The organism is uncultured Eudoraea sp., assembly GCF_947260015.1.
In the GTDB taxonomy this organism is placed as follows: Bacteria; Bacteroidota; Bacteroidia; order Flavobacteriales; family Flavobacteriaceae; genus Eudoraea.
In genome coordinates this window covers 116,532-141,237 of record NZ_CAMYOM010000001.1, presented here as the reverse complement: position 1 = coordinate 141,237, position 24,706 = coordinate 116,532, and the positions used below count along the sequence as shown (strand labels likewise).

24 protein-coding genes are annotated in these 24,706 nt (G+C 35.2%); 8 read left to right on the top strand and 16 right to left on the bottom strand.

Going from position 1 to position 24,706, the window contains the following annotated elements:
- Positions 1–19: 19 nt before the first annotated feature.
- Complete coding sequence (gene uvrA, locus Q0X66_RS00660) at positions 20–2,800, bottom strand: excinuclease ABC subunit UvrA (RefSeq protein ID WP_297702545.1); 2,781 nt, start codon at positions 2,798–2,800, stop codon at positions 20–22.
- A gap of 245 nt (positions 2,801–3,045) precedes the next feature.
- Here uvrA and Q0X66_RS00655 point away from each other — a divergent pair, with 245 nt between their 5' ends.
- Both Q0X66_RS00655 and Q0X66_RS00650 read left to right on the top strand, forming a co-directional pair.
- Positions 3,046–3,627, top strand: a complete 582-nt coding sequence (locus Q0X66_RS00655) for a sigma-70 family RNA polymerase sigma factor (protein WP_297702544.1) — start codon at positions 3,046–3,048, stop codon at positions 3,625–3,627.
- Positions 3,628–4,202: 575 nt separating this feature from the next.
- Complete coding sequence (locus tag Q0X66_RS00650; protein WP_297702543.1) at positions 4,203–4,784, top strand: sigma-70 family RNA polymerase sigma factor; 582 nt, start codon at positions 4,203–4,205, stop codon at positions 4,782–4,784.
- Positions 4,785–5,025: 241 nt separating this feature from the next.
- Here Q0X66_RS00650 and nth read toward each other — a convergent pair whose 3' ends face one another.
- A complete protein-coding gene (gene nth, locus Q0X66_RS00645; protein ID WP_297702542.1) occupies positions 5,026–5,688 on the bottom strand; it encodes an endonuclease III in 663 nt (220 codons plus the stop codon).
- A 55-nt stretch (positions 5,689–5,743) separates the two neighbouring features.
- On the opposite strand from nth, the gene bcp reads away from it, so the two are divergent.
- On the top strand, positions 5,744–6,193 hold the full coding sequence (gene bcp / locus Q0X66_RS00640) for a thioredoxin-dependent thiol peroxidase (protein WP_297702541.1): 450 nt from the start codon (positions 5,744–5,746) through the stop codon (positions 6,191–6,193).
- Positions 6,194–6,256: 63 nt separating this feature from the next.
- Here bcp and Q0X66_RS00635 read toward each other — a convergent pair whose 3' ends face one another.
- A complete protein-coding gene (locus Q0X66_RS00635; RefSeq protein WP_297702540.1) occupies positions 6,257–7,714 on the bottom strand; it encodes a TonB-dependent receptor in 1,458 nt (485 codons plus the stop codon).
- 85 nt (positions 7,715–7,799) lie between these two features.
- Here Q0X66_RS00635 and Q0X66_RS00630 point away from each other — a divergent pair, with 85 nt between their 5' ends.
- Entirely contained in the window at positions 7,800–8,564 is a 765-nt protein-coding gene (locus Q0X66_RS00630) for an MBL fold metallo-hydrolase (RefSeq protein WP_297702539.1), read from the top strand.
- Between the two features lie 49 nt (positions 8,565–8,613).
- The gene (locus Q0X66_RS00625) at positions 8,614–9,108 is read left to right on the top strand and encodes a hydrolase (protein WP_297702538.1); all 495 of its coding nucleotides are present in this window, start codon (positions 8,614–8,616) and stop codon (positions 9,106–9,108) included.
- Here the strand turns inward: Q0X66_RS00625 and Q0X66_RS00620 are convergent.
- The 7 genes from Q0X66_RS00620 to Q0X66_RS00590 all read right to left on the bottom strand — a co-directional run bounded on the left by Q0X66_RS00620 (position 9,105) and on the right by Q0X66_RS00590 (position 16,367).
- Positions 9,105–9,764 carry an alpha/beta fold hydrolase gene (locus Q0X66_RS00620; RefSeq protein ID WP_297702537.1) on the bottom strand — a complete coding sequence of 220 codons (660 nt, stop codon included), beginning with the start codon at positions 9,762–9,764 and terminating at the stop codon, positions 9,105–9,107. The genes Q0X66_RS00625 and Q0X66_RS00620 overlap by 4 nt on opposite strands.
- A gap of 1 nt (position 9,765) precedes the next feature.
- Positions 9,766–10,095 (bottom strand): hypothetical protein, encoded by a 330-nt coding sequence (locus Q0X66_RS00615; RefSeq protein WP_297702536.1) that lies wholly within the window; start codon positions 10,093–10,095, stop codon positions 9,766–9,768.
- A gap of 39 nt (positions 10,096–10,134) precedes the next feature.
- Complete coding sequence (locus tag Q0X66_RS00610; protein WP_297702535.1) at positions 10,135–11,388, bottom strand: dihydroorotase family protein; 1,254 nt, start codon at positions 11,386–11,388, stop codon at positions 10,135–10,137.
- Complete coding sequence (locus Q0X66_RS00605; RefSeq protein ID WP_297702534.1) at positions 11,385–13,307, bottom strand: BatA domain-containing protein; 1,923 nt, start codon at positions 13,305–13,307, stop codon at positions 11,385–11,387. Before Q0X66_RS00605 ends, Q0X66_RS00610 begins: the two co-directional genes overlap by 4 nt.
- 163 nt (positions 13,308–13,470) lie before the next feature.
- Positions 13,471–14,478, bottom strand: a complete 1,008-nt coding sequence (locus Q0X66_RS00600; RefSeq protein WP_297702533.1) for a glycosyltransferase family 2 protein — start codon at positions 14,476–14,478, stop codon at positions 13,471–13,473.
- 171 nt (positions 14,479–14,649) lie between these two features.
- The gene (locus Q0X66_RS00595; RefSeq protein ID WP_297702532.1) at positions 14,650–15,342 is read right to left on the bottom strand and encodes an SGNH/GDSL hydrolase family protein; all 693 of its coding nucleotides are present in this window, start codon (positions 15,340–15,342) and stop codon (positions 14,650–14,652) included.
- Between the two features lie 164 nt (positions 15,343–15,506).
- A complete protein-coding gene (locus Q0X66_RS00590; protein WP_297702531.1) occupies positions 15,507–16,367 on the bottom strand; it encodes a hypothetical protein in 861 nt (286 codons plus the stop codon).
- Between the two features lie 404 nt (positions 16,368–16,771).
- Between Q0X66_RS00590 and Q0X66_RS00585 the strand changes: the two genes are divergently transcribed.
- Positions 16,772–17,902 carry a Gfo/Idh/MocA family oxidoreductase gene (locus tag Q0X66_RS00585; protein WP_297702530.1) on the top strand — a complete coding sequence of 377 codons (1,131 nt, stop codon included), beginning with the start codon at positions 16,772–16,774 and terminating at the stop codon, positions 17,900–17,902.
- Positions 17,903–17,987: 85 nt separating this feature from the next.
- On the opposite strand, the gene Q0X66_RS00580 is transcribed toward Q0X66_RS00585, so the two are convergent.
- The 3 genes from Q0X66_RS00580 to Q0X66_RS00570 form a co-directional block, all read right to left on the bottom strand.
- Positions 17,988–18,383 carry a hypothetical protein gene (locus Q0X66_RS00580; RefSeq protein ID WP_297702529.1) on the bottom strand — a complete coding sequence of 132 codons (396 nt, stop codon included), beginning with the start codon at positions 18,381–18,383 and terminating at the stop codon, positions 17,988–17,990.
- A gap of 157 nt (positions 18,384–18,540) precedes the next feature.
- Entirely contained in the window at positions 18,541–19,305 is a 765-nt protein-coding gene (locus Q0X66_RS00575; RefSeq protein ID WP_297702528.1) for a TIGR02757 family protein, read from the bottom strand.
- 33 nt (positions 19,306–19,338) lie between these two features.
- Positions 19,339–20,040 carry an ABC transporter ATP-binding protein gene (locus Q0X66_RS00570; RefSeq protein WP_297702527.1) on the bottom strand — a complete coding sequence of 234 codons (702 nt, stop codon included), beginning with the start codon at positions 20,038–20,040 and terminating at the stop codon, positions 19,339–19,341.
- 196 nt (positions 20,041–20,236) lie between these two features.
- Between Q0X66_RS00570 and folE the strand changes: the two genes are divergently transcribed.
- Positions 20,237–20,836, top strand: a complete 600-nt coding sequence (gene folE / locus Q0X66_RS00565; protein ID WP_297702526.1) for a GTP cyclohydrolase I FolE — start codon at positions 20,237–20,239, stop codon at positions 20,834–20,836.
- Positions 20,837–20,892: 56 nt separating this feature from the next.
- Positions 20,893–21,186, top strand: a complete 294-nt coding sequence (locus tag Q0X66_RS00560; RefSeq protein WP_297702525.1) for a hypothetical protein — start codon at positions 20,893–20,895, stop codon at positions 21,184–21,186.
- Here Q0X66_RS00560 and Q0X66_RS00555 read toward each other — a convergent pair.
- From Q0X66_RS00555 to Q0X66_RS00545, 3 genes are all read right to left on the bottom strand, one after another.
- Positions 21,183–23,432 (bottom strand): TonB-dependent receptor, encoded by a 2,250-nt coding sequence (locus Q0X66_RS00555; RefSeq protein ID WP_297702524.1) that lies wholly within the window; start codon positions 23,430–23,432, stop codon positions 21,183–21,185. The genes Q0X66_RS00560 and Q0X66_RS00555 overlap by 4 nt on opposite strands.
- Before the next feature lie 417 nt (positions 23,433–23,849).
- Positions 23,850–24,167 carry a DUF6787 family protein gene (locus tag Q0X66_RS00550; RefSeq protein WP_297702523.1) on the bottom strand — a complete coding sequence of 106 codons (318 nt, stop codon included), beginning with the start codon at positions 24,165–24,167 and terminating at the stop codon, positions 23,850–23,852.
- A gap of 26 nt (positions 24,168–24,193) precedes the next feature.
- Positions 24,194–24,655, bottom strand: coding sequence for a DUF6146 family protein (locus tag Q0X66_RS00545; RefSeq protein WP_297702522.1), 462 nt, complete (start codon positions 24,653–24,655; stop codon positions 24,194–24,196).
- Positions 24,656–24,706 lie beyond the last annotated feature (51 nt).

Here is a 24,706-nt window from a genome sequence, read left to right as displayed (position 1 = left end):
AAAAAAGTTTTAATTAATTCTATAGTAGCTTTTCACGAAGATAACGCGCAGTATGAGATTTAGTTTTGGAGGCAACTTCTTCCGGAGTTCCGAAAGCAATAAGCTCACCACCATTATCGCCTCCATCTGGTCCAAGATCTATCATGTAATCTGCACATTTGATAAATTCAATATTATGCTCTATAACAACAATAGAATGACCCCTTTCTAGTAAAGCGTCAAAAGATTTTAAAAGCTTTTTAATGTCATGAAAGTGAAGCCCGGTAGTAGGTTCGTCAAAAATGAATAAAGCCTTCTCTTTAGTTGTCCCTTTTACAAGGAATGAAGCCAGTTTTATCCTCTGTGCCTCTCCACCGGAAAGGGTAGAAGAGGATTGTCCTAAGGTAACATAGCCCAGACCTACCTCTTGCAGTGGTCGTAATTTACCAACTATTTTAGTTTTTAAATTAGTTTCAAAGAATTCAATGGCATTATCTATGGTCATGTTCAATATATCATCAATATTGGCATTTTCAAATTTTACCTCCAGAACTTCTTTCTTGAAACGCCTTCCGCCACAGGTATCGCATTCTAAATGAACATCGGCCATAAACTGCATTTCTACAGTAATCTCACCTTCTCCCTTACACTTTTCACACCTACCACCATCTACATTAAAGGAGAAGTGTTTGGCCTGATAACCTCTGAGTTTACTCAATTTCTGTGAGGCAAACAATGCCCTGATGTCATCATAAGCTTTAATATAAGTGACCGGATTTGAACGAGAAGATCTTCCTATTGGATTTTGATCTACGAACTCAACGTTTTTTACAGATTGAAATTTTCCGGACATTTCGGTATATTGGCCTGCTTTTTCGCCATATCCACCAACTTCTTTAAGCAATATTGGGTAAAGTAATTTTTTAACCAATGTACTTTTCCCACTTCCTGATACACCTGTTACTACTGTAAGCATATTAAGGGGGAAAGTGACATCAATATTCTTTAAATTGTTTTCCCTGGCTCCTTTGATTTCAATAAAGAAATTGGAGGTTCGGCGTTTTTTGGGAATTTCAATTTCCATGGTTCCATTCAGGTAACTTGCCGTAAGTGAGGATGATTTTAGGATTTCAGCCATAGGTCCGTGGGCCACTACCTCGCCTCCATGCGTGCCAGCTTCCGGGCCAATGTCAATAACTTCATCTGCTGCAAGCATTATATCTTCATCATGCTCAACAACGATAACAGTATTACCTAAATCTCTGAGAGATTTTAAAACCATTATGAGATTCTCTGTATCTCTCGGATGTAAGCCAATACTGGGTTCATCCAGGATATACATAGATCCAACCAAACTACTGCCAAGAGATGTTGCCAGGTTTATTCGCTGACTTTCTCCACCTGAAAGAGTATTTGATTTTCTGTTGATTGTTAAATAGCTCAATCCAACCTTATCCAAATAGCTTAGTCTGGTTTTGATTTCTGCTAATAATCTTTTTGCGATCTGCAAGTCGTGTTCACTTAGTGAAAGTGTGTCAAAAAATGTGATTAAGTTTTCAATTGACAATTCCACAAGATCTGAAATAGATTTGTTATCAATCTTGATATAATTGGTTTCCTTTCTAAGGCGCTTCCCTTTGCAGGAGTTGCATCTTGTTTTACCCCTATATCTGGAGAGCATTACCCTATTTTGAATCTTATAACTCTTTTCTTCTAATTGCCGGAAGAATTTATCTATTCCTACAAAATGCTCATTACCTTGCCAGACCAATAGTTTTTGCTCCTCATTAAGTTGATACCAAGGTTTATGGATAGGAAAATCAAACTTATAAGAGGAATTCACTAATTGATCTCTATACCAACTCATGCTCTCTCCTCGCCATGGAAATACAGCATTTTCAAATACAGACAACCCCGAATTAGGTATTACAAGATCTTCATCTATGCCAATAACATCACCATATCCTTCACATTTTGGACAAGCCCCGTAAGGATTATTGAAACTGAATAGATGTGTGTTAGGTTCCATAAAGACCATTCCGTCCATTTCAAACTTATTGTTAAATTGGGTTACCGTTCCATTAGTGATTTCTTCAATAAAACAGTATCCTTTACCTTCAAAAAAAGCAGTATCCACTGCGTTGGCCAATCGATTAAGAAAATCCTCATCATCTTTCTTAATAATCCGATCTACAACCAATTCAAAATTATAACCAATATCTTTTAGTGATTCATCAATCCTGATAACCGTACCATTATGTTTTATCCTCGCATATCCTTGTTTGGATAGCAATTGTAGAGATTTCACCGGATCTCTGTCTTTGGAAATAACAATTGGAGCCAATAATAAGAGCTTGGTACCTTCTTCAAATGATTTTACATGGTTTATTACATCTGTTACGTTATGCTTTTTAACTTCTCTACCGGAAATTGGTGAATAGGTCTTGCCAATTCTGGCATAGAGAAGCTTCAAATAGTCATAGATTTCAGTAGTTGTACCCACTGTGGATCGTGGATTTGTGGAATTTACCTTCTGTTCAATGGCTATTGCAGGGGCTATACCTTTTATATAATCTACTTTGGGTTTATCTAATTTACCAAGGAATTGCCGGGCATATGAGGAAAGGCTTTCTACATAACGACGTTGTCCTTCGGCGTAGAGCGTATCAAAAGCCAGACTGGACTTACCTGAACCCGAAAGTCCAGTAATAACAATTAATTTATTTCTGGGAATAACTACATCAATATTTTTAAGATTATGCAGTTTAGCCCCTTTGATTATTATATTTTTCTTTGGATCTACCTCGGTTATTGCAGACATTTCTTGCTTTAGGTCGGCAAAGATACGATATGTTGAATTCAAACACCAATAGGTGGCCTTTTACAACTAAATTCTGCAATATCACAACATTGTTTACTTGAGAAAATATATTTTTTCTATATTTGAAGCGTAATAACTAAAAAACCCGCCTATACGCGAAAATTACTTTTTTGAGCATTAACCTGAATAACTAAAGTCCTTTCCATAAAGAAAGGCCCCTAAGTTTAACCAAAAAAGTAATTAGTATGCAACTACAAGTCGCGGACTCAATTTTAGTTCAGAATTACATTAGCGGGGATGAAAAATCCCTGGAAATGCTGATAAACAAGCACAATCAACGTCTTACCAGTTTTATTTATTCCAAGGTCCTGGACAGGGCTATTGCTGAAGATATCTTTCAGGATACCTTTATAAAGGTAATAAGGACCTTAAAAAGAGGCGCCTATAATGAAGAAGGTAAGTTTTTACCTTGGGTTATGCGAATAGCTCATAATCTGATCATTGACCATTTTAGAAGGAATAAACGAATGCCCAAATTTGAGGGTAGTGAGGATTTTAACATTTTTTCCGTTTTGGGTGATGGCAAACTGGATGCAGAGAGACAGTTAATTAAAGACCAGATAGACAGTGATCTTGTATTATTAATAGAAGAACTCCCAGATGATCAAAAAGAAGTCCTGGTAATGCGTATATATAAGGATATGAGTTTTAAAGAAATAGCTGAAAATACAGGAGTAAGTATTAATACTGCTTTAGGACGAATGCGCTATGCCTTAATTAACCTAAGAAAAATCATAGAAAAGAATAATATTGTTTTAACGAATTAATAGGTTCTATAGCGATTAATACACATGGTTCCATACTAGTTGCGTTATTTAGACATAACAATATTATATATGGAACAGATTTACCCCAGACAGCAAAACAAATGCAAACTTGTAAAAGTTAAACCAGAGCGTGTAAAGTTATTACTTCAGTATTCCAAGGCATTAAATATTGTAAATCATAAAGGACTTACATTTGAAAATAATTTGAATTGATCATATACCCATTTTATTAGGATATACACTGATCCCTTTGATAATACATCAAGGGGATTTTTAGTTTCTGGTAGTTACTAAAGTCTCTTATTTAATTAAATCGAACTAAACCGGGGATATATTCAGGCTTCTGGAAAATCAATTTGCAACTAATTTATTTTGGATTTATTGTGTCTAAAATTGCTAAATCGCTCTTTGACATCAAAAATCAGGGGTTTGACAACATAGTTTTTCTCAGACCTCGCTATTTAGATACTTTTAAAGTATAATTATGAAATCATAGCTACTAAAATATTTAAACTATTAACCCAAGGGCCACCAAAAAGAAGCTCCTTTATATTAACCAAAAAATACTACCGATTATGGAATTTAAAATTGATGATTCAGAATTAGTAAGAGATTATATCAGTGGCGACGAAAAAGCACTTGAAGTTCTTATAAACAGACACAACCAACGTATAAGTAGCTTTATTTATTCCAAGGTAATGGACAGGGATATAACTGAGGATATTTTTCAGGATACCTTTATCAAGGTAATCAAAACCCTTAAAAAAGGATCTTATAGTGAAGAGGGAAAATTCTTGCCATGGGTAATGAGAATTTCACATAACTTGATTATTGATCACTTTAGAAAGAACAAGCGTATGCCTAAGTTTGAAGGAAGTGATGATTTTAATATTTTCTCAGTTATAGGTGACGACAAGCTTAATGCAGAAAAGCAGATTATTAAAGATCAGATAGATAGTGATCTTGGATCTTTGATTGAAGAATTACCTGATGACCAAAAAGAAGTTCTTCTTATGCGAATTTACAAGGACATGAGTTTTAAAGAGATTTCTGAAAATACCGGAGTTAGCATAAATACAGCTTTAGGAAGAATGCGATATGCACTTATAAACCTCAGAAAGATAATAGAAAAGAATAATATTGTTTTAACAAATTAAGAGCAAGGAATACAAAGGAATACATCAGAGCAATATTTCCATATTAGTTGCGTTATTAGTAATAATAATACTATAATAATATGGAAAAAATTTACTCTGAAGAACAAAACGCTTGTAAACTGGCCAAAACCAGTCCTGAAACAATACAGTTCTTACTGAATTATTCCAGGTCCTTCAGAATTACGAGGTACAAGACATTCAAATTTGAAACAACTTTGAATTAAGACAAGATGGCCCGCAGTTAGCGGGCCTTTTTTATTTTATAATAGTCGTGTAATACTTTTTTTCTCCCTATCGTTTTGGTTATTAAGTCTTTGTCTAGATCCCAGCCTCTGGCAGGGGAATATTGACGACCATACCAAATAATTTGAAGATGCAAATCGTTCCATATTTCTTTGGGAAATAACCTCTTTGCATCTCTCTCGGTTTGAACCACATTTTTACCATTGGAGAAACCCCAACGATACATCAAACGGTGAATATGGGTATCAACCGGGAAAGCAGGTATACCAAATGCCTGAGAGACCACTACACTTGCAGTTTTATGACCCACTGCCGGTAATTCTTCCAATAAGCTTAATTCCGATGGAACATTACCCTCGTACTTTTCTATCAATATTTCGGATAAGCCATGGATTCCCTTCGATTTCATAGGTGAAAGTCCTACCGGCTTAATGATTTCCTTTATTTCCTCAACAGACATTTTAATCATATCGTAGGGATTGTCGGCTTTTGCAAATAATATAGGTGTTATCTGGTTTACACGTACATCAGTACTTTGGGCCGATAATAATACGGCGATTAACAATGTATATGGATCTTTATGTTCTAACGGTACGGGTATTTCAGGATATAATTCCTTCAGTACTTTTATTGCAAAGGATACTTTTTCCGATTTGGTCATTTTTGTTTAATTTTACAATGAATAAAATAAACACAAAATTAATTGAAAATAAATTATGAACACACTTAAAGAAGGTGATAAAGTCCCTGACTTTTCATCTGTTGATCAGGATGGCAATTTGGTAAAATTAAGCGATTATTCCGGTAAAAAGTTAGTTGTATTTTTTTATCCGAGGGCTAATACCCCAGGATGTACTGCTGAAGCCTGTAATCTTAGGGATAATTATGCAGAACTGCAGTCAAAAGGCTATGAACTATTGGGGGTCAGTGAGGATTCTCAAAAAAAACAAGCTGGTTTTAGGAATAAATACGAATTTCCTTTTCCACTTTTGGCCGATGAAGATCATACCGTAATTAATGCATTTGGAGTCTGGGGTCCTAAAAAATTTATGGGCAGGGAATACGATGGTATTCACAGAAAGACCTTTATTGTTGACGAAAACGGTTTCGTTCTAAAGGTTATTGACAAAGTTAAAACCAAAGATCACGCTGCCCAGATTCTTTAGAATGAAACTATCAGCATTAAAAAAGGCCCTAATAATTAAGGCCTTTTTTTATCGAATTTAGCGTTAAACTTTTTCTTTTAGTTTATCGTCAGTTCGCATAAAAAGGTGTTCTTTCTTTATTATTTCCGAAATACCTTCTGGCAACATTTTCTCCCAACCACCTTCTCCACTCGTGATTTTTTTCAATACATCTCTGGAGAATATGTCCATAATTTCAGTATCGTAGTCTATAATATCCATTACTTTCCCATTGTACTTAAAAAATTTGTATAACTCTTTCATTCTCGGATGAACCTTCACATTGTTACTAGTCATGATCTGACCGGTCTCCGGATTCTTCATTGGATAGAGATATACAATGAGTTCTTTAAAGAATAACTTGCCAAAAGCTTCTAAAATACCACCACTTAGATGTCTGTAATATTTTTCATCAAAAATGTCTACAAGATTATTAACTCCCATTGTAAGACCAATTTTCGCTTTCGTATAGTTGTTAAAGTATTCAACCAACTTAAAATATTCCTGAAATTTGGATATCATTACCGAATGTCCTAATGAACACAATAATTTGGCCCGGTCCATAAAATCACTTTCATCTATTTCACCAGAAGCTCTTAAATTAGACAATGTAATTTCAAATATTACTATGGAATTATCTTCATCAACTGCCGGATCACGTATAAAAATTTCATAGGATTTTTCAAACATATCCATGTTCACCTTAGTCACAGGCCTAAAACTCCCCCTAAGTGCAAGGATATTCTTCTTATATAGAATAGCAGCCGGAAGAAGATTATTTCCGTCAGGGCCAAACATGACCGCATCAGTCATATCATTTCTGATAAGCTGAAGACTCATTAGCCTATTGTCAACATTATTGAAATTTGGACCCGAGAAATTTACCATATCAATCTCCAGGGTATCCCGGTCAATATGATCATAGAGGTATTTTAATAATTTTCTGGGTTTATTATACTTGTAAAATGCACCGTAAATGAGATTTACACCAACTATACCTAGGGTCTCCTGCTGTAGTCGTGCTTCGTTTTGCATAAACCTGACATGCAAAATGATTTCGTCAAATTCCTTTTGAGTTGGATCTAATTGAAAACGAATTCCTACCCAGCCATGGCCTTTATATCGCTTTGAAAAGTCTATAGTTGCGACCGTATTTGCATAAGTAAAGAAAAGTTTATCCGGATTTTCTTCTCTACTAATCCGTTCTTCCATAAGTTGCATTTCATGCGAAAGCATTTTTTTAAGCCTGCTTTGAGTAACATACCTTCCTGCAGATTCTACACCATAAACGGCATCGCTAAAGGATTTGTCATAGGCACTCATAGCCTTAGCTATTGTGCCTGAGGCGCCACCTGATCTGAAAAACCACCTGGCGGTTTCTTGTCCGGCACCTATTTCCGCAAAGGTCCCGTAGATATCGGGATTTAGATTTATTCTAAGGGTCTTAGCCTTTATTGAGGGCATATTTTCAAAAGCCCGATCCTTTTTGAATACTGAAGCCATATATAGTTTGCTTTAAGCAAAGTTAATAAGATTGGGGTATCTATTAAATAAATAAGTTATAAATTTGAAATAAATAGATGACAGGTTGAAAATAACTTTTTTAGGCACTGGCACATCGCAGGGAATTCCGGTTATTGGCAGTAATCATCCGGTCTGTTTAAGTAAAAATCCCAAGGATAAAAGACTTCGAGTTTCTGTTCTGATTTCATGGAAAGACTATAATTATGTAATTGATTGTGGTCCTGATTTCAGGCAGCAGATGTTAACTCATAAAGTTACCAAATTAGATGGTATTTTATTTACTCATGAACATGCAGATCATACATCAGGTATAGATGATATCCGCCCTTTTTTCTTTAGACAGGGGGATATTCCTGTTTATGCTCATGAAGATGTAATACTCGCATTAAAAAGGAGATTTGACTATATTTTTGCAGATGAGAACAGGTATCCGGGGGCTCCGGCGATAAAGGTTAAGCTGATACAGAATAATGAACCCTTCATAATCGGAGACCTGCAAGCAATACCAATTGAGGCATTTCATAATCGGTTAAGGGTTTATGGATATAGAATAGGTGACTTTGCATACCTTACAGATGTTAAGACTATTTCTGATGAAGAAATAAATAAAATAAAAGGAGTTAAGGTGCTGTCAGTAAATGCATTACGTATAGAGCCACATCATTCTCATTTAAACCTGGAAGAAGCTCTTGAATTAGTTGATATAATTAAACCAGACATAGCGTATCTTTCTCATATCAGCCATTATATGGGTTTTCATGATGAAGTGGAAGAGAAATTACCTAAAAATGTGCATTTAGCATATGACAATCTTGTTGTCTCGGTTTGAGCTACAAAAAAATAATTTTAGATAGTTTGATAATTGAATCTTTAATTTTATGAAAAGTAGAATATTTATTTACCTGTTCATTTTTGCCGCTTTGTTATCGCTTTACTTATTTGTAAGTAGCAATACCATGCTGGAGAATAAGGATTTAAAAATTCAGAACCTGGAGTCTGAAGTTAACGTACTTCAGGATTCTGTGCAAAAATTACAACTTCAGGTTTTTGATATGCAATATTTTTCATTGCAAAATAATGATGATGCCTTGTCATATTATGATCACCTTAGACTGGAAAACCCTTCGCGCTATATTTCAGATAAGTTATTGGAAACCAATGAAAAGAAAGGAGATAATCCATTAGTTCCGTATGAAGGTATGGAAAGTGATTTTAAGATCAATAAGATAAAAATACTGAATCATCAATGGATAATAGCCGATTTTTCCGATGGTAAATATTGGGGAGAACTATTTTTGAGATACGAGTTAAAAGATGATATGGGTGTTGATTTTACAATGATGGATCATCTTTTATATACCAGGAGTAATTAAATATTTTCTTCTAGCCATTTTCTAAAGGAATAAAAATTTTCGGCCGAAACCCCATGACCTACTGGAAATTCCTCATATTTATGGTTAATGCCCAGTTTTTTTAAGAGAATGGGCGCTTTTTGAGCCCATTCAGATGGGATTACCTGGTCTACCTGACCGTGGGATGCGTAAATGTTAAGATTTTTATGGTCTTTTTGAGCATAATCCTTCTCGAGGATATTCTCGTCTATATAGCCGCTTAGGGCCACTACATTTTTAACCTTATCCGGAAATGAAAGTGCAACCGCATAGCTCAATACTGTACCCTGGCTAAAGCCCAGCAAGGTGACATTGTCTTTATCCAATTGATAAGCTTCACAAGCTTCCTCAATAAAATTTACAATTTTGTTTCTGGATGAGATTGCCTGTTCCTCATCACTCCATTTTCCATATGATGCATCAAAGTTGATGGCATACCAGGCATTACCAAATGGAGGTAATTGGTATGGACCTCTGGTAGAAATAATAAAACATTCTGAAGGTAATTCTGAGGCGAATGAAAACAAATCTTCTTCGTTGCTGCCGTAACCATGAAAGAGAAAGATAACAGGTGGTCGCCTATCTTCTATTAAGGAAGGACGAATTATATGGTATAAGGATAAGGGAACTGTTTTCATATTATTGAATAAATGTAAACCAATGCTGAAATGAAGATCCGAAGATTGGAACAGCTTGTTTTTTATTATTTAGGGCGCCCAAAAGTCCATACATCCAAAGGACAAAATAAAATATATAAAGGCCCAACCATACAAAAAAATTGAACCACTGACTTAAGAATAGTGCGCAGCCCATAAAAACCAGATGTAAACCAAATGCCTGCCTGGTATGGAATCTGGCAAATTCATTTTTTGGCTCCATATTCATGGTTATTGCTATTAAAGAGCCAATAATAGTGAAATAAGCTATTATTGCTGTTGTTTTACCTTTTGCTACTGAATCTTGTCCCAAAGCCTTATTTTTATAACAATTACTTAAATTATTCTTTGATCAGACTATTATTTGATTGTTTGCTATTATTCCGTAAACCTTACCTTTCATTTTTTCGCCAAAGAACATACTGTTCTTAGAAGTCGATTTACTATGTTTTTTTGTGTAAATAAATTCAGACTCAGGATCAAAAAGAGTAAGATTCGCCAAAGAACCCTTTTTTATCGTCACCGGACTTAATCCGAAACGTTCCCTCCCTTTAGATAAAAAGGAGACGGCCGTTTCGGTGTCGAACAGCTCATTTAAAACACCAAACGCATTTTCAAGACCTATTGTGCCATAAGCAGCATTGTCAAATTCTATGCGTTTTTCTTCAATATCAATTGGTGTATGATCTGAGGTCACAAAATCTATAATACCTTCTTTAAGACCTTTTTTCAAAGCACTTATATCTTTGCTTGTTCGAAGTGGAGGTAAAACCTTGTAATTACTATCAAAGCTGTCCAAAACATCGTCAGAAAATAACAAATTATGCACAGCAACACTGCAACTTACGTTAAGCCCCTTTCGTTTAGCTTCTCCAATAAGCCTAACTGACTTGGCTGTAGATATCGTGGGGATATGGAGAAATCCACCTGTGTATTGCAGAATAAAAAGGTCTCTGGCAATTTGAAGTTCTTCCGCCAGTGCCGGAATTCCCTTTAAACCAACCCTTGTTGAAGAAATACCTTCATTAACAATACCTTTACTCATTATTTGCTTATCCATTGGAAAAGAATAAACTAATCCCTTAAAATCCTGGGAGTATTGCAATGCTATCTTTAATAGATTGGAATTTGAAATAGATCTCTTAAAATCATAGAAACCAACGGCTCCAGAATTCTGCATGTCATAAAGCTCAGCAAGATCAATGCCTTCACTAAGTACTGTAAGAGTCCCTAAAGGGTGTATTTTTGTAGTCTGTCCTTTTGCAGCATTTTTCAAAAAAATAATTGCGCCGCTGCTATCCGGAAGTGGATAAGTGTTCGGGTTAAGAACAATATCTGTATATCCGCTTCTCGCAGCCACAAGGAGCCCATTATTAATGGTTTCACGTTCTTCATATCCAGGTTCACCAAAACTTACACTGCTGTCAAACCAACCAGTAGAGACATGCAAATTTTTGAAGTTTAGTGTTTTTGTATTCCTGGCAGGTTTAATCAAGGTAGATATTTCTTCAATAACCCCATTAAGAACAAGAATATCACGTTTTTTTAGATGAAGTTTACTGTTGGTTTTATCAACAATTGTGGCAGATTTTAGAAGGATGTTCATTTAAATATTTTTTGAATAAGAACTTCGGCCAGCATAAAAAGCAAAGCAAAAATAGCAAACCATTTCCATAGCTCAGTTACTCTGTTGTCTTTTTCCATGGTTTCAAAGACTTCCGTTAAATTATTTAAGGTGGTATTCCTATTTAATGTGTCCAAATCAGCATATATAGCTTCGCTTTCTGTTCTGGGGTAATTAAAACTAATATTTTGAATAGGTCTGGATTCTTCACTAATCACATAAACACCATCTTTATTAGGATTGTAATTAAAGGTTAAAATAGTTTTATTAGAAAAAGACTGCTGTTCTGGAATAAATTCATATTCTTTCTGAGTGACCTTTAGAATATTATCCCTTGCACTTACAGCTTTAACATCTATTGTGGTTATTTGACCCATGGTATTATATAATTTGGGCGATTTAAGACTATTTGCTCCAATACTATAAATTGTAGGTACAATAAGAGGTGAATTCTTAAAATTAGAATTTGTATTAATCATTGCAGCGGTAAACAAGTATATACCATCCTGTCCTACAAGGAAAGGAGATTGATCCTGTAATGAAAGTACTTTAGGCGCCATTGTTCTTGTTTTGAAATAGCTCGTTACCCTTGGATATTGAAAATTGTTTACTCTTTGGGCAAATACATTCTTGTAAAGAGGATGATCAAAATTAATTCCCGTTACGTTACGTTCCTCATCAATTCTATTTACAAAAGAAGTAGAATAATAATTTCCGATGAAGCTATTATAACTTTCAATATTTGCATCAAAAGCCGGGATAATCATCAGATGACCACCTTTTTGAACATAATTGCTTAAAGTGTTTTTGAGTGATACAGGAATAGTTTTAATTTCGTTTAAAATTATAAGATTTTGCGACTCCAGTATGCTGTAATTAAGATTATTCATTCGCACATCTGTAAATATGAATTCATCTTCGGTAAATATTCTTTTTAAAAACTCACTATCTGACTCACTTACAGATAATACTTTGATTTTGTCCTTTTGGTTAATATTAAAAAACAACTGATTGTCATAAGGCAACCCAATATCTGATATTTCAATTTTGCCAATAATAACTTCATTTGAAGGTAATGTAAATACAACATTAGATTTTCTGTTCTTATCAAAAGTTGCTGCCGTTTTGGCAATTAACTTATCATCATTATATAAAGAAACAGGGATAGTCTCCAAAGAACCTGTTGTAGTTAAATTAACAGAAAGGTCTATTGTAGTTGCATTTACCTCAGCTATATACGCCGAATCCAAAACAGTATTTTCAAGATTTACGGCATCAAAGCGAACCATAAAAGTTTGGATATTTCCAAGAGTATCGGATTCCCGGATGGCGGTTCTGTTTTGAAAATCTGAGACCAGTACCAAATATTTAATAGATTTTTCATCTTCACTAAAGAAATTATTCCCCTTAAGAAGCACATCCTTAAGCCCTAACTGATTATAAGTATAGGGTAGGGTCAAAAGCTCATTGCCAATATCCATCAAGGTAACGTTCCTAAAAACTTGCTCATTAGTGAAAATACTAAAAGTATTATCCTTAGGAAGACCTTGTAATAACTTCTGAACTGCATCCTGTAGCAGGGTTCCATTCTCTGTTTTAGCCTGCATGCTAAATGAGTTATCCAGGTATATTACGGTTTCTTTGGCATATGAGACCGACTCCTTAGCGAAATACGGTTGTGAAAAAGCAAGGATAAGACCCGAAAGTAACAATAGACGGGAGAAAAGTAACAGCCATTTTTTTATAGTACTGCTTTTACGGGATTGCGCAACTACTTTTTGTAAAAGCTTTACGTTGGTAAAAGGAGTTTTTTTAAATCTCCGAAGTTGAAAGAGGTGAATTAATATTGGAATTAGCAGCAGAAAAAAGGCCCAAAGGAGTTCCGGATATTTAAACAGCATTCCCAATTTTGATTTGACAAATATATAAAGTATTGAGAAGATATTGCCTAGTAATTATGACAAAATTAGGAAGTAAAACGAGTTGAATGAAAAAATAAAATTAATATATATGCTGAGTCCACCCAAAATAGATTATTCATGGTTGGTTAAAAAAATTTATTCTTTAACAAAAGAAAAAATAATCGAACATTGGGGATTGACCCAAATTTGAAAAGAAATTTGTGATCATTTCCTGAGCCTCTTCATTTGCAACAGTAATTATACTTTGGGGGTTTTTAAGTTCAATTAGAAAATTAAAATGCATTAATTCCTGTCCATAAATATTTTTACCTATTTTTTTTGGGTTATCACATAACCAATAAAACGGAATATTCTGTTTTAACAGCTCTCTGGCAGTGCTTTTCCCTTTTTCCCCGGCACCCCAAACGGTTAAAGGTCGCATGTGATCATGGTGAAGCTTTAGAAAGTAATATAGTTTTAAATGTAAAAAATAATTCTGAGCATAGTGCTCACTGGTTCTTGAGGTTCTGCTGTCATAGTCGCGCCAAAGGTGTAATATCTCACTACAGGGAATACATTGCAAACCCCGTTCATAAAATCGAAATGCAAGATCATAATCTTCGGGGTATCTATTATGCTCAAAAGCACCGCTTTCTTCCAGATCTTTTTTATGGACCATCCAGCAAGGGGAGGGGATAACGCATTCTTTATAGATTTCAGAGTAGTTTTCTCCTTTGGCGGTGAGTTTGTTCAACCATTTTTCATATCGCATATAACCATTGCCGACTCCACGATCCGAAAAATAACGAACACCTCCTATGGCAATATGTCCTTTTCCATGTTTTTCTAATGCTGAAGCCATGATTTCCAGCTTATTGGAATTCATAATATCATCAGAATCCATTCTTGTAAACAATTGACCTTTGCTCAAATAATAGGCTGTCCTGAGTGCTGAAATTATACCATCTCCTTTATTAGAATGTACTTTTATTCTGGTATCTCTTGATGAATATTGTTCAACTATAGCACGACTGTTATCCTCCGAGTGATCGTCTACAGCAATGACCTCCCAGTTTTGGTAACTTTGAGATAAAATGGAATCAACGCACTCCGGCAGGTAAACCGAAGTATTTTTAAATGGTATTAATATGCTAATTAGTTGATTTTTCATTAAAAAGGTAATTGGCGAATTTGTTTTATTGTTTCCAAAAAATCATTCAAAAGCACAGTAGATCCATTTTTTGCAGAAACTTAGAAGCCTCCGGAATCTTTAACACTCTTGTATAATTTTATGCCGGCAGCTGAAATGGTCTGGGTATAACCTTTTTACACTATTGCAGCACTATTGCCTACCCAATGCATCAGCGATGGCTTTTTCAGCCAATGGAGCCATTAGCTCAAATCCTTTTTTATTAGGGTGAACCCCGTCACTACCAAGATCTTCTCTAAGTCCATTTTTGCCATCGGTCATTGAAGAAAAATAATCCAGGTAGACAAAGCCTTTACGACCGGCATAGCTCTTTATCATATTATTTAGCACCGGGATTTTTTCATTTGGATTAAGCCCCTGGGCCCAGGGGTAATCATAAGCGGGCAATACTGAACATAAAACAACTTTTATACCATTGGCCTCTGCCAATTCTGCCATAGACATTAAATTATCTGCAATCATTTGCAAGCTTGAGGGTCCTGTGTTCCCGGCAATGTCATTTGTTCCTGCAAGTATAATAACCACTTTAGGCTTTAAATCAATAACATCCTCTCGGAACCGCACCAGCATTTGGGGAGTCGTCTGGCCACTTATTCCCCTATTTACATAAGGTTTACCCTCAAAGAACTCCGGTTGATGATCAGACCATCCAATGGTAATAGAGTTTCCCATAAATACCACGCGGCTTTCATTGGTTTTGGCATCGGGTAATTCTTTATTAGCAGTGTCAAAGTGTCCAAGTTGGGCCCAGTCCTGGGCACTCAAAATGGAAACCATTAAAAAAAGGCAGATAACTAAAAGGTTTTTTGGCTTAGTAAAAATCATGATAGGCAGATATAATTTATTGTTTCAAAAGATACAAAATGTCGAAAATATAAATGCCTAAATTTAATATATCAATTGGTAATTGGATTTCTAGAGAGAATAAGAATTAAAAAACCCTGCATCCGTTTAGATGCAGGGTTATATAATATATTTAAAATTCTTAATTATTCACATTGAACGTCATCACCATTACTATCCCAGCAATGCCATAATTCATCTTCAAAGTAATCAAATGCCATTACTCTTCCCACAAAGGTATCTCTGCTCCATTCAATTCTAATATCACTAAAATCCTGTAAGTTGCTGTCGTAAGCGTATGCTTTAAAATAAGCATCCAAATCACCATCCTGAAGTCCATATTCGAGATAGCTGTCTTTAAACATATCGTCATTCTCTTGTTCATCCAGTGCTCTGACCCACGTATATCGAATATTGCCAATTTCGTCATTTGAACGTTCCCAGTCTATTCTTAACATTGCATCTGGTCTCTCTGCACTTTCATTTAATAACCAATATCCACTATTACCATCCATTGCGGAACTTCCTGTAAACCATAATAATTTTTCAAAAGCTCCAATTCCTTCCTTGGTAATATACATTTCCCAAAGAACTTCTTCTCCGGTTACCTCACCTGTAAGAAGCGCCGTATATTTACTTGTAAAGCCATCTACGCTATAAGTCCACTGCCATTTATTATCTCCTAAATTTTCTGGGGAATTTGCAAAAGCAGATTTGAAGGAGGCCACGGGTACTGCCAAGGTGGTAAAAAGTGCTGAATTCCAAACCCCTACAACAATTCGTGAAAAAAACCAATTGCCATCGGGGGCTTTTTCATCATACATCAGGGCCGTACTTTTCCCCGAATTTGAATCATCGATAAAATCGCTAAAATCTATAACCATAGATTCATATGGCGGTAATGCCAGATTATTGGCAACATCTGTTCCTTCATCAGAGTTCTCACAGGAAGTTGTAAAAACTAGTGCGAAAACCAGGAATATGCCATATACTTTCCAATTTTTCATAACTTAAAATATTTGTTTATTAATTACATTGATATGTTCTTTTAACGCTTAAGTTGTAATAAAAGTGTGGTAGAATAAGTAGTTTATCGAAAACTTTAAAGTAAAATTTTTCGATAAACGGAGATTAATTCAGAAGGAATCTCAATTTCAGTTAAGACAATAAAAATCAGTTGCTATGTCATGAAGGAATTTAGTAGCATATGTCTTGAAATCTGGTATTTGGCATTGAAATAAGTGTGGTACTGTCATAATATTTAGACTGAACCAATACATTCAGATAAAGATTCTGTGCCATGCCCTGTCCAGATTATCTCGAATATTAAGATTAAAAAGAATAAAAATTGGATCACTTTCTTTAAATTTAGCTTAGATGAAAATGATTTCGAACAACTAATTTGGTAAACATGAAGAATATTTCCAGAAGATCCTTTAATAAAAAACTATCCAAAGGAATAGGCGGAGCCGCACTTCTCAGTGGAATGCCCTGGGCTTGTGCAATAGATGATCAAAAACAGAAAAAAAAGAAATTAGGTATAGCATTAGTAGGATTGGGAAGCTATAGTACTTATCAGTTAGCACCTTCTTTATTGGATTGTGAATTATGTTATTTGGCAGGGATAGTTACCGGAACCCCTGAAAAAGAAAAGATATGGCAGGATAAATATAAAATCCCCGATGCCAGTATTTATAATTATGAGAATTTTGATAATATCATTTCTAACGACTCCATAGATATAGTCTACGTTGTACTACCTAATTCTATGCATGCCGATTTCTCCATAAGAGCGGCCAAAGCCGGAAAACATGTTATATGTGAAAAACCCATGGCCGTTAGTGTTGAGGAATGCGATACAATAATTGAAGCATGCAATAAAGCAAATGTAAAATTAAGCGTGGGTTACCGTCTTCATTCAGAACCCTATACTCAGGAAATAAAACGATTGGTTAATGAAAAGGTTTTTGGAAATGTACAGTATATATCCGCAGAAGCTGCCTACAGATCTGTTGCTAATCCGGATCAATGGCGATTAAACAAGGCGCTTTCCGGAGGAGGAGCCTTAATGAATATGGGTGTTTATGCGATCCAAAGCGCAATTTATGGAACCGGAGAAAACCCCATATCCGTATGCGCACAGGAGTTTAGTACGAGACCGGTTTATTTTAAGGATACCGATGAGACTATCACCGCACAATTCGAATTTTCCAGCGGCGCTTTTGGTAATATCATGACATCACATAATACGAATGTAAATAGAATGTATGCCTCTTGTGATAAGGGCTGGTTTGAATTAAATCCTGCTAGTTCCTATGGTCCTTTGGCAGGTAAAACTTCCGGCGGCGACTTGAGTTTCCCGCATGAACGCCAGCAAAAATTACAGATGGATGATTTTGCAAGACATATTTTAAATGATACCCCAAATGTTGCTCCCGGCGAAATGGGCAAACGGGATATGATTATTGTTGAAGCTATTTACGAATCGATTGAGAAAGGAAATTCAAAAATTGATTTGAAATTAGGTGCTATGGGTCTGTAGTGAACTAAAGATATATTTCTTAGACCTTTTTGATTATTATGAGGATTTGATCCGAATTAATTTTTAATATAATACAATGGTTGATTTAGGATGTTGAGTCTAAAAATGGTTCATCTTCCCTGTCGTGAATTAACCATACTTTCGCATTTTCATCAGATTCAAAAGTGCGTATCAATGCACGTCTGTTGGTGGCCACTTTTTGTAGGAATCTATTGTGGTTTTCTCCATCCCAGACCAGGGCAAGTTTAATATGATCTCTTAAAACATTAGCGACGTGCTCGCCCAGAAAAAATAGCTCAACAAGGGGAATTTCAGTTTTAACTACCTTAATTACATTCACTAAAATTTTATATTTTTTTTCTGTTAGACATTGATTTCTAATGATCTTAGGATACTTTATAAAATCTGCATAAGAATAATCTCCGGAAATAGTCATTACCAGATAATTTTCTTCTTTCTTAATTGAGTATAGACTACTCATACGATCCTTAATTTCTCGGCTAGGTTGTTATTGCAGAATAAGGCGTATTTATTTTCTATTAGTATAAATATAGTAAATAATCTAAATTTATTTGAGAAAATACTCTTATAAGTTATAATATAACAAATTGGGCTAATCAGGTTGAGTATTAAATATTCTAGAACTTTTCAAATACGCCCAGTCCAAATAGAGCAAAATCATATTTTACAGGATCTGATGGGTCCATTTTTCGAAGATAAGAATCAAGTTCATTCACAGCTCTAGAATCGTTTTGTTTCCGATGTAATAACCCAAGCTTTCTGGCGACATTCCCCGAATGAACATCCAGGGGGCAGGATAAAAGGGCAGGGGAGATGGATTTCCAGATCCCGAAATCTACCTTGGTTGTATTATCGCGAACCATCCACCTAAGAAACATATTAATGCGCTTGGCTGCGGAACCTTTAGCTGGATCAGAAACATGCTTTGTGGTTCTTTTTGGATGTGTTAACTCAAAAAAGGTTTGTTTGAATTTAGAAATTGCGGGCTGTGTTGATTTATCTGTGGTATGTTGGCCAAAAATTACTTCTAAACCTCCGTGTTGACTATATATACTTCTCAAAGCTTTTATAAAGTATACCAAATCAACGCTATTAAAAGTACGATGAACAAATGGTTCAAGCTTTATTAATTCTGATTCCTTGTGGTACAGGACAAAATTATGAGGATCATTATCCAATAAGTCCATTAAAAAACGGGCATTTTTGATAATACTTTTTCGATTACCCCAGGCAATTGTTGATGTGAGAAACCCACTGATCTCAATATCTTCTTTCTTAATGAACAAATGAGGAACCTGAATTGGATCCGAATCCAGAAATTGAGGATTATTGTATTGGATGACTTTTGCATCCAAAAAATCCTTTAACTCATTAAAAGTCAATGATGTATAATTTTAATGAGCTCATTCAGATAACTAGGGTTTTTTAGGACTACCCAAACTTCTCTCAACATATTGGTCTGTGATTTGTCCGTCTATCATGGTTAACTTTCTGTCCGCCATATCAGCTAATTCCTCATTATGAGTGACAATAACAAAAGTTTGACCAAATTCATCGCGCAATTGAAAAAAGAGTTGATGCAATTTATCTGCACTTTCCGAATCAAGATTGCCGCTTGGTTCATCCGCAAGTATTATGCTTGGATTGTTTATCAAAGCCCTTGCCACTGCAACACGTTGTTGTTCACCTCCGGATAACTCATTAGGTCGGTGGTGCATGCGATTGGAAAGTCCCAGGAAAATTAGCAGTTCCGTTGCTCGGGTCTCCGCTTCTGCCTTTCCTGTTCTTTTAATAAAGGCTGGAATACATACATTTTCTATGGCCGAAAATTCCGGTAATAATTGGTGGAATTGAAAAATAAATCCAATATGATTATTTCTAAATGCAGCCAGTGCTTTATCTTTTAATGAAGTAACATCAATGCCATTAATTTCCAGCTCACTTTCCTTTTTGTTCGACTGATTATCCAGTGTGCCTAAAATTTGTAATAAGGTTGTTTTACCGGCGCCTGAGGGTCCTACAATAGAAACCACTTCTCCAGCTTTTATGCGCAAATCTACCCCTTTCAAAACCTGAAGTTCTCCGAAATATTTTTGGATATTAGTGGCCTTAATCATCAATAATTAATTAGGGCATGAAAGTAAACAATACCCATAACACTTCAAAATGTAATGGACCGGGAATCTGCTGGCAGTAGCACAGTAGAAACTATCGATGTTTTCATTTTATTAATAATACATTAATTTAGGATTTTTAAGGGAGAAACCTTTAAATTCGAATTTATTTTAAATCAAGCCATTTATACTTTTTATTATGATATCATATCACAATCTGGAAGAATATAACATAGAGATTACTAATGAAATTACGGAACGTTTTTCAGGAATAATTCAGGAAATAGGTGAAGAAGTGGGTCGTGAAGGATTAATTAAAACCCCTGAACGAGCGGCAAAAGCAATGTTGTTTTTAACGCAGGGTTATAAACAGGATGCCGCTGCTATCCTCAGGAGTGCTATGTTTAATGAATCTTATAACGAAATGGTAATTGTTAAGGATATTGAATTGTATTCTCTTTGCGAACATCATATGTTACCTTTTTTCGGGAAAGCTCATATTGCTTATATCCCAAACGGACAGATCGTAGGGTTGAGCAAATTACCTAGAATTGTAGATGTTTTTGCACGAAGGTTGCAGGTTCAGGAACGCTTAACAGAGCAGATTTTAGATTGTATAAATGATACTTTAAAGCCTCAGGGGGTTGCTGTTGTAATAGAAGCAGCACATATGTGTATGATGATGCGGGGTGTTCAAAAGCAGAATTCCGTAACTACAACATCAGGATTTAGAGGCACTTTCCAAAAAGAAGAAACTCGAAATGAATTTTTAAAATTAATCAGTTCAAATCTGTCCTAATTTTTTCGCATAAATAGTTAAACAAATTGAATAGGACACTTATTTACAATTTCTAAATGATTAAAAATAAAAAATATCAACTCCTTTTATTAGGGCTCCTTTTCGATGGTATAGGAATGATTTCATTTATGTTACCAGGTATTGGGGAATTCACAGACCTGATTTGGGCTCCCATAGCTGGTTGGTTAATGACAAGAATGTACAAAGGGAATCCCGGAAAAATAGCCGGATTGATTGCTTTTATCGAAGAAATTGTGCCTGGTTTAGATATAATTCCTTCTTTCACCTTAATGTGGCTTTATACTTATGTAATAAAAAGAGATAAGACAATAACTTTGGAAGAAAACTAAAGTGGAATGCTTATCCCAATGCTAATATTCCTCCCAATATTTGAAATATCATCTATTTTGAGTCTTGACAAATGTGAAATATAATTTTTGTTGAGGATATTTACAGCTGTCAATTCTATTTCCGCATCTTTCTTAAAGAATTTGAGACTTGCCCCTAGTCCTATATTTAATAAATTATAACCCTCAGTAGGTGTTTCAAAGTTGGCTACTCTATTCTGATCAAAAGTGGTGTTTAGAGTGATAAAGGCATAACTATTCGTTATCCATTTTTGGGAATTATTAAATTCCAATCGAATGGTATTGCTTAATTTATTTGCCGGTATCAGTGGCAGGTAGTCATCATTATTCAATCTGCCTATTACAGATTCAAAGCTGCTTTGCACATGCAACCAGTCTAGCGGGTGTGGGTGAAAATGAAATCCAATTTCTCCGCCGTATAAATTGGCATTTTGTTGTATATAATTGTAGACCGGATTATCATCTACAAATTCGCCATTGGGTTCAATAAAAATATAATCGTTAATTATGTTGTAAAAACCATTAGCGAAGAATTCAAAATGCTGGCTGCTGTATTCCAGTGAGATATCTGTTTGTATGTTTTTTTCGTTCTTCAGATTTGGATTTCCGATTTCAAACCGGTTAGTTCCTTCATGCACCCCGTTTGAGGTAAGTTCTGCTAGATTCGGAGCTCTAAAACCACTGGCAAGATTTATTCTGCCAATAAGATGCTTCACAATATCAATCCGATATCCCAAAGCTGCATTAAAGCTGTTAAAACTACGGTCCAATTCGGCAATGTAACCTTCTTCGTCCATTGCCCCGGTTTCTTCACCTTTTATGGACCTGTTATCAAATCGTAAACCAATCTGTACATCACTTTTGTCAAAGTGGATGTGGGAAGTTGCCAAAACTCCTATATCATTAGTAGTAGCATTGGGAATCAACACTTCCTCACCAAAATTTTTGTTGCGCTGGCTCATCCCTTGAACCCCCGCAATGGTTTGTAATTTACTGATGACGGGTAAATTGTATTGGATATTGTAACTGAATGTTGAAAGGTTCATATCCAGCGCTGGATTTAATTCTTCAGGAGCATCAGAAGCCATATCTGTATCCTCTTCCTCTTCTTCAAATTCTTTCCTGTCGTTGGCTATATATCCCAAAGTTACCCTCAGACTGGAGGTTTTAAAGAATATGTCATTTTTTAAACTTAATATGTGATTGTTTATTTTCTGGTAGGGAAGGTTTGGCTTTCGCCCTAAACTCTGTATGCCAATTTCTTCGGGGATTCCCAAATCAGAGCTGTTTAAATTATAGCGAAATTCCGTTTTAAATCTGCCGAATTGATAGCCTAAAGCCGTTTTCAAATCGTATTCCTTAAAACGGGAATTCGTAACCCTTAAGTCATCTCCCCCTTTATAATCTGCGTGTGAGGAATATGATCCCCGAATTAGAAATTTAAATTTTTCACCTGAAGTCTTAAAACCTGCATTCCCCGCTATGCCTTGAGTGTTGGTAAAATAGTTTAAATTAATATCGCCCTCCGTTAAATTAGCACTAGCAAATTGTTCCGGATTTAAAAAAAGTACGCCCCCAAGTGCATCAGAACCGTAAAGTAGGGAGGCAGGACCCTTAATGACCTCCACACTTTCCACACCCGCTGCGCCTATGCCAAGACCGTGTTCATCTCCAAATTGTTGGTTCTCCAGTCTAATACCCTGAGAATATACCAATACTCTGTTTGAACTCAAACCTCTGATTACAGGTTTTCCTATTCCAATACCTGTAGAAACACTTTCTACTCCGGCAATATTGGTAATTCCGTCGGATAGAGTTATGGCGCCCATCTTTCTTAAAGTTTCAACCTTTGCCTGTTCTACTTTCATTACGTTTTCACGTTGTAATTTGTGGAATGGCGTAGATAAAATTACTTCTTCCATTTCTATGGCACTTGGTGAGAGAACAATATCCAAAGTAGTTGTGCCCATAGTAAGTGTAATGGTTGAAGAGTATGTTTGGTATCCCATAAAAGAAGCTACAATTTTATAGGTCCCTACCGGAAGATTATTCAAAACAAATTCTCCATTGCCTCCTGTCACCACACCTTTTTCCAATTGAGGGAGATATACAGAAACTTGTTCTAAAGGGCTATTTGAATCTTCCGCAAAAATACTCCCCTTAATTGTGCATTGTGCTTTGCTATTAAAATAAATTAATAGAATAATTATTGAAAATAAAACTTTCATAACCTGTTTTTAAATTAAAAAATCTAATAAATTGAGTTACGAAAATATGGGTGGAGCTCTAAGAGAAAATAGTGGAGTATCTGATTCCGGAGTGAAGAAATAAGTATGTGAAAAGTCATTTTTTATTAAAACAGTGGCTACTAATTGTGTTTTAAAAAGGGGTACATAATAGTGATGAGAAAAATTAAATTTATTAAAATCACAATGAAATTCTTTGGAATGGATATGTGACTCAAAAGTATTGTCACAGTTAATGACCAAATGATTAGACGCGTGTAAAAGTTGAATAACCGAAGGAAGCGTCAAAAAGACTATTAGAACTAATGAAATTATTGAAAATGATATTTTTTGTTGTTGATTTACCACCATACAAAGAAATCAAATAAAGCGATTGCGATAAGTTAAGGAAAGATTAATTTACTTAAAAAGAAAACCCAATCCCATTCTATTCAACATTTTCTTTTCAAAGTTCCAGAAAAATTTAAACTGTCCAAAAAGCCATCCGAACAGGACCAAAAGAATTTGGTAGAATGGGAAGATCAGCAATATTCTCAAAGTCCAGTACGCCCAGGAACTCCACCATGTTTCCGAAAAATTGCCTCTTTCCACTCCTATCCACTCAAGAAATGGTTTTGCAATATATACTGCTGCAGAACCAGTAATTGAGAATACAATTAGAATTATGATGAGCTGAAAACTGGATTCTATACCCCAGCGTTTTTTAAGTTTATCCATAAAAAAGAAAATCGGGGTAAATATATTCAATTTATTCGTGGTACAAACGGTCCGAGGCGTTGATTGTATTTGCGTTGAAAATAAATAAAATAATTATAAAGTTCATAGTTCACATCATACCCATAATCAATATTGGGATAATAATTGATCTGCAACTCATATAAATTAGGATCATACTTAAAAGGATCTAAAACCCGCTGATTCCAGTTTATAACATAAATTTGATTTCTGTTTTCCATAAATTCCTGTGTATAATATCCCCTTGGCCTTGCGATACTATTGAGCCATGTATTATAACCGATGTCCATAATTAATATTTCAAATTCCAGGCTATCGTTCTTAATGGTAACGGTGTCACTCATATTTTGATTAAATACTTCCTTTTCTTCTTTCGAAATATCGACACCTGCCTTAGAACCAGAACATTGAATAATTAATACTGTCAAAAGCAACACGGAAAAAATTCTAATTATAGCTTTAAGTTTCATAGCATTAATTTTATAGTATAAAATACAAAAAAAACCATTTGTAAAAACAAA

Excerpts from the sequence above, each read along its gene's own strand:
- Q0X66_RS00620 (WP_297702537.1), bottom strand. The coding sequence starts at position 9,764 with ATGAAAACAGTTCCCTTATCCTTATACCATATAATTCGTCCTTCCTTA.
- Q0X66_RS00655 (WP_297702544.1), top strand. The coding sequence starts at position 3,046 with ATGCAACTACAAGTCGCGGACTCAATTTTAGTTCAGAATTACATTAGC.
- folE (WP_297702526.1), top strand. The coding sequence starts at position 20,237 with ATGATATCATATCACAATCTGGAAGAATATAACATAGAGATTACTAAT.
- Q0X66_RS00580 (WP_297702529.1), bottom strand. The coding sequence starts at position 18,383 with ATGAGTAGTCTATACTCAATTAAGAAAGAAGAAAATTATCTGGTAATG.
- bcp (WP_297702541.1), top strand. The coding sequence starts at position 5,744 with ATGAACACACTTAAAGAAGGTGATAAAGTCCCTGACTTTTCATCTGTT.
- Q0X66_RS00560 (WP_297702525.1), top strand. The coding sequence starts at position 20,893 with ATGATTAAAAATAAAAAATATCAACTCCTTTTATTAGGGCTCCTTTTC.
- Q0X66_RS00595 (WP_297702532.1), bottom strand. The coding sequence starts at position 15,342 with ATGATTTTTACTAAGCCAAAAAACCTTTTAGTTATCTGCCTTTTTTTA.
- Q0X66_RS00590 (WP_297702531.1), bottom strand. The coding sequence starts at position 16,367 with ATGAAAAATTGGAAAGTATATGGCATATTCCTGGTTTTCGCACTAGTT.
- Q0X66_RS00550 (WP_297702523.1), bottom strand. The coding sequence starts at position 24,167 with ATGGATAAACTTAAAAAACGCTGGGGTATAGAATCCAGTTTTCAGCTC.
- Q0X66_RS00625 (WP_297702538.1), top strand. The coding sequence starts at position 8,614 with ATGAAAAGTAGAATATTTATTTACCTGTTCATTTTTGCCGCTTTGTTA.
- uvrA (WP_297702545.1), bottom strand. The coding sequence starts at position 2,800 with ATGTCTGCAATAACCGAGGTAGATCCAAAGAAAAATATAATAATCAAA.
- Q0X66_RS00585 (WP_297702530.1), top strand. The coding sequence starts at position 16,772 with ATGAAGAATATTTCCAGAAGATCCTTTAATAAAAAACTATCCAAAGGA.
- nth (WP_297702542.1), bottom strand. The coding sequence starts at position 5,688 with ATGACCAAATCGGAAAAAGTATCCTTTGCAATAAAAGTACTGAAGGAA.
- Q0X66_RS00610 (WP_297702535.1), bottom strand. The coding sequence starts at position 11,388 with ATGAACATCCTTCTAAAATCTGCCACAATTGTTGATAAAACCAACAGT.
- Q0X66_RS00650 (WP_297702543.1), top strand. The coding sequence starts at position 4,203 with ATGGAATTTAAAATTGATGATTCAGAATTAGTAAGAGATTATATCAGT.
- Q0X66_RS00570 (WP_297702527.1), bottom strand. The coding sequence starts at position 20,040 with ATGATTAAGGCCACTAATATCCAAAAATATTTCGGAGAACTTCAGGTT.
- Q0X66_RS00635 (WP_297702540.1), bottom strand. The coding sequence starts at position 7,714 with ATGGCTTCAGTATTCAAAAAGGATCGGGCTTTTGAAAATATGCCCTCA.
- Q0X66_RS00600 (WP_297702533.1), bottom strand. The coding sequence starts at position 14,478 with ATGAAAAATCAACTAATTAGCATATTAATACCATTTAAAAATACTTCG.
- Q0X66_RS00605 (WP_297702534.1), bottom strand. The coding sequence starts at position 13,307 with ATGCTGTTTAAATATCCGGAACTCCTTTGGGCCTTTTTTCTGCTGCTA.
- Q0X66_RS00545 (WP_297702522.1), bottom strand. The coding sequence starts at position 24,655 with ATGAAACTTAAAGCTATAATTAGAATTTTTTCCGTGTTGCTTTTGACA.
- Q0X66_RS00555 (WP_297702524.1), bottom strand. The coding sequence starts at position 23,432 with ATGAAAGTTTTATTTTCAATAATTATTCTATTAATTTATTTTAATAGC.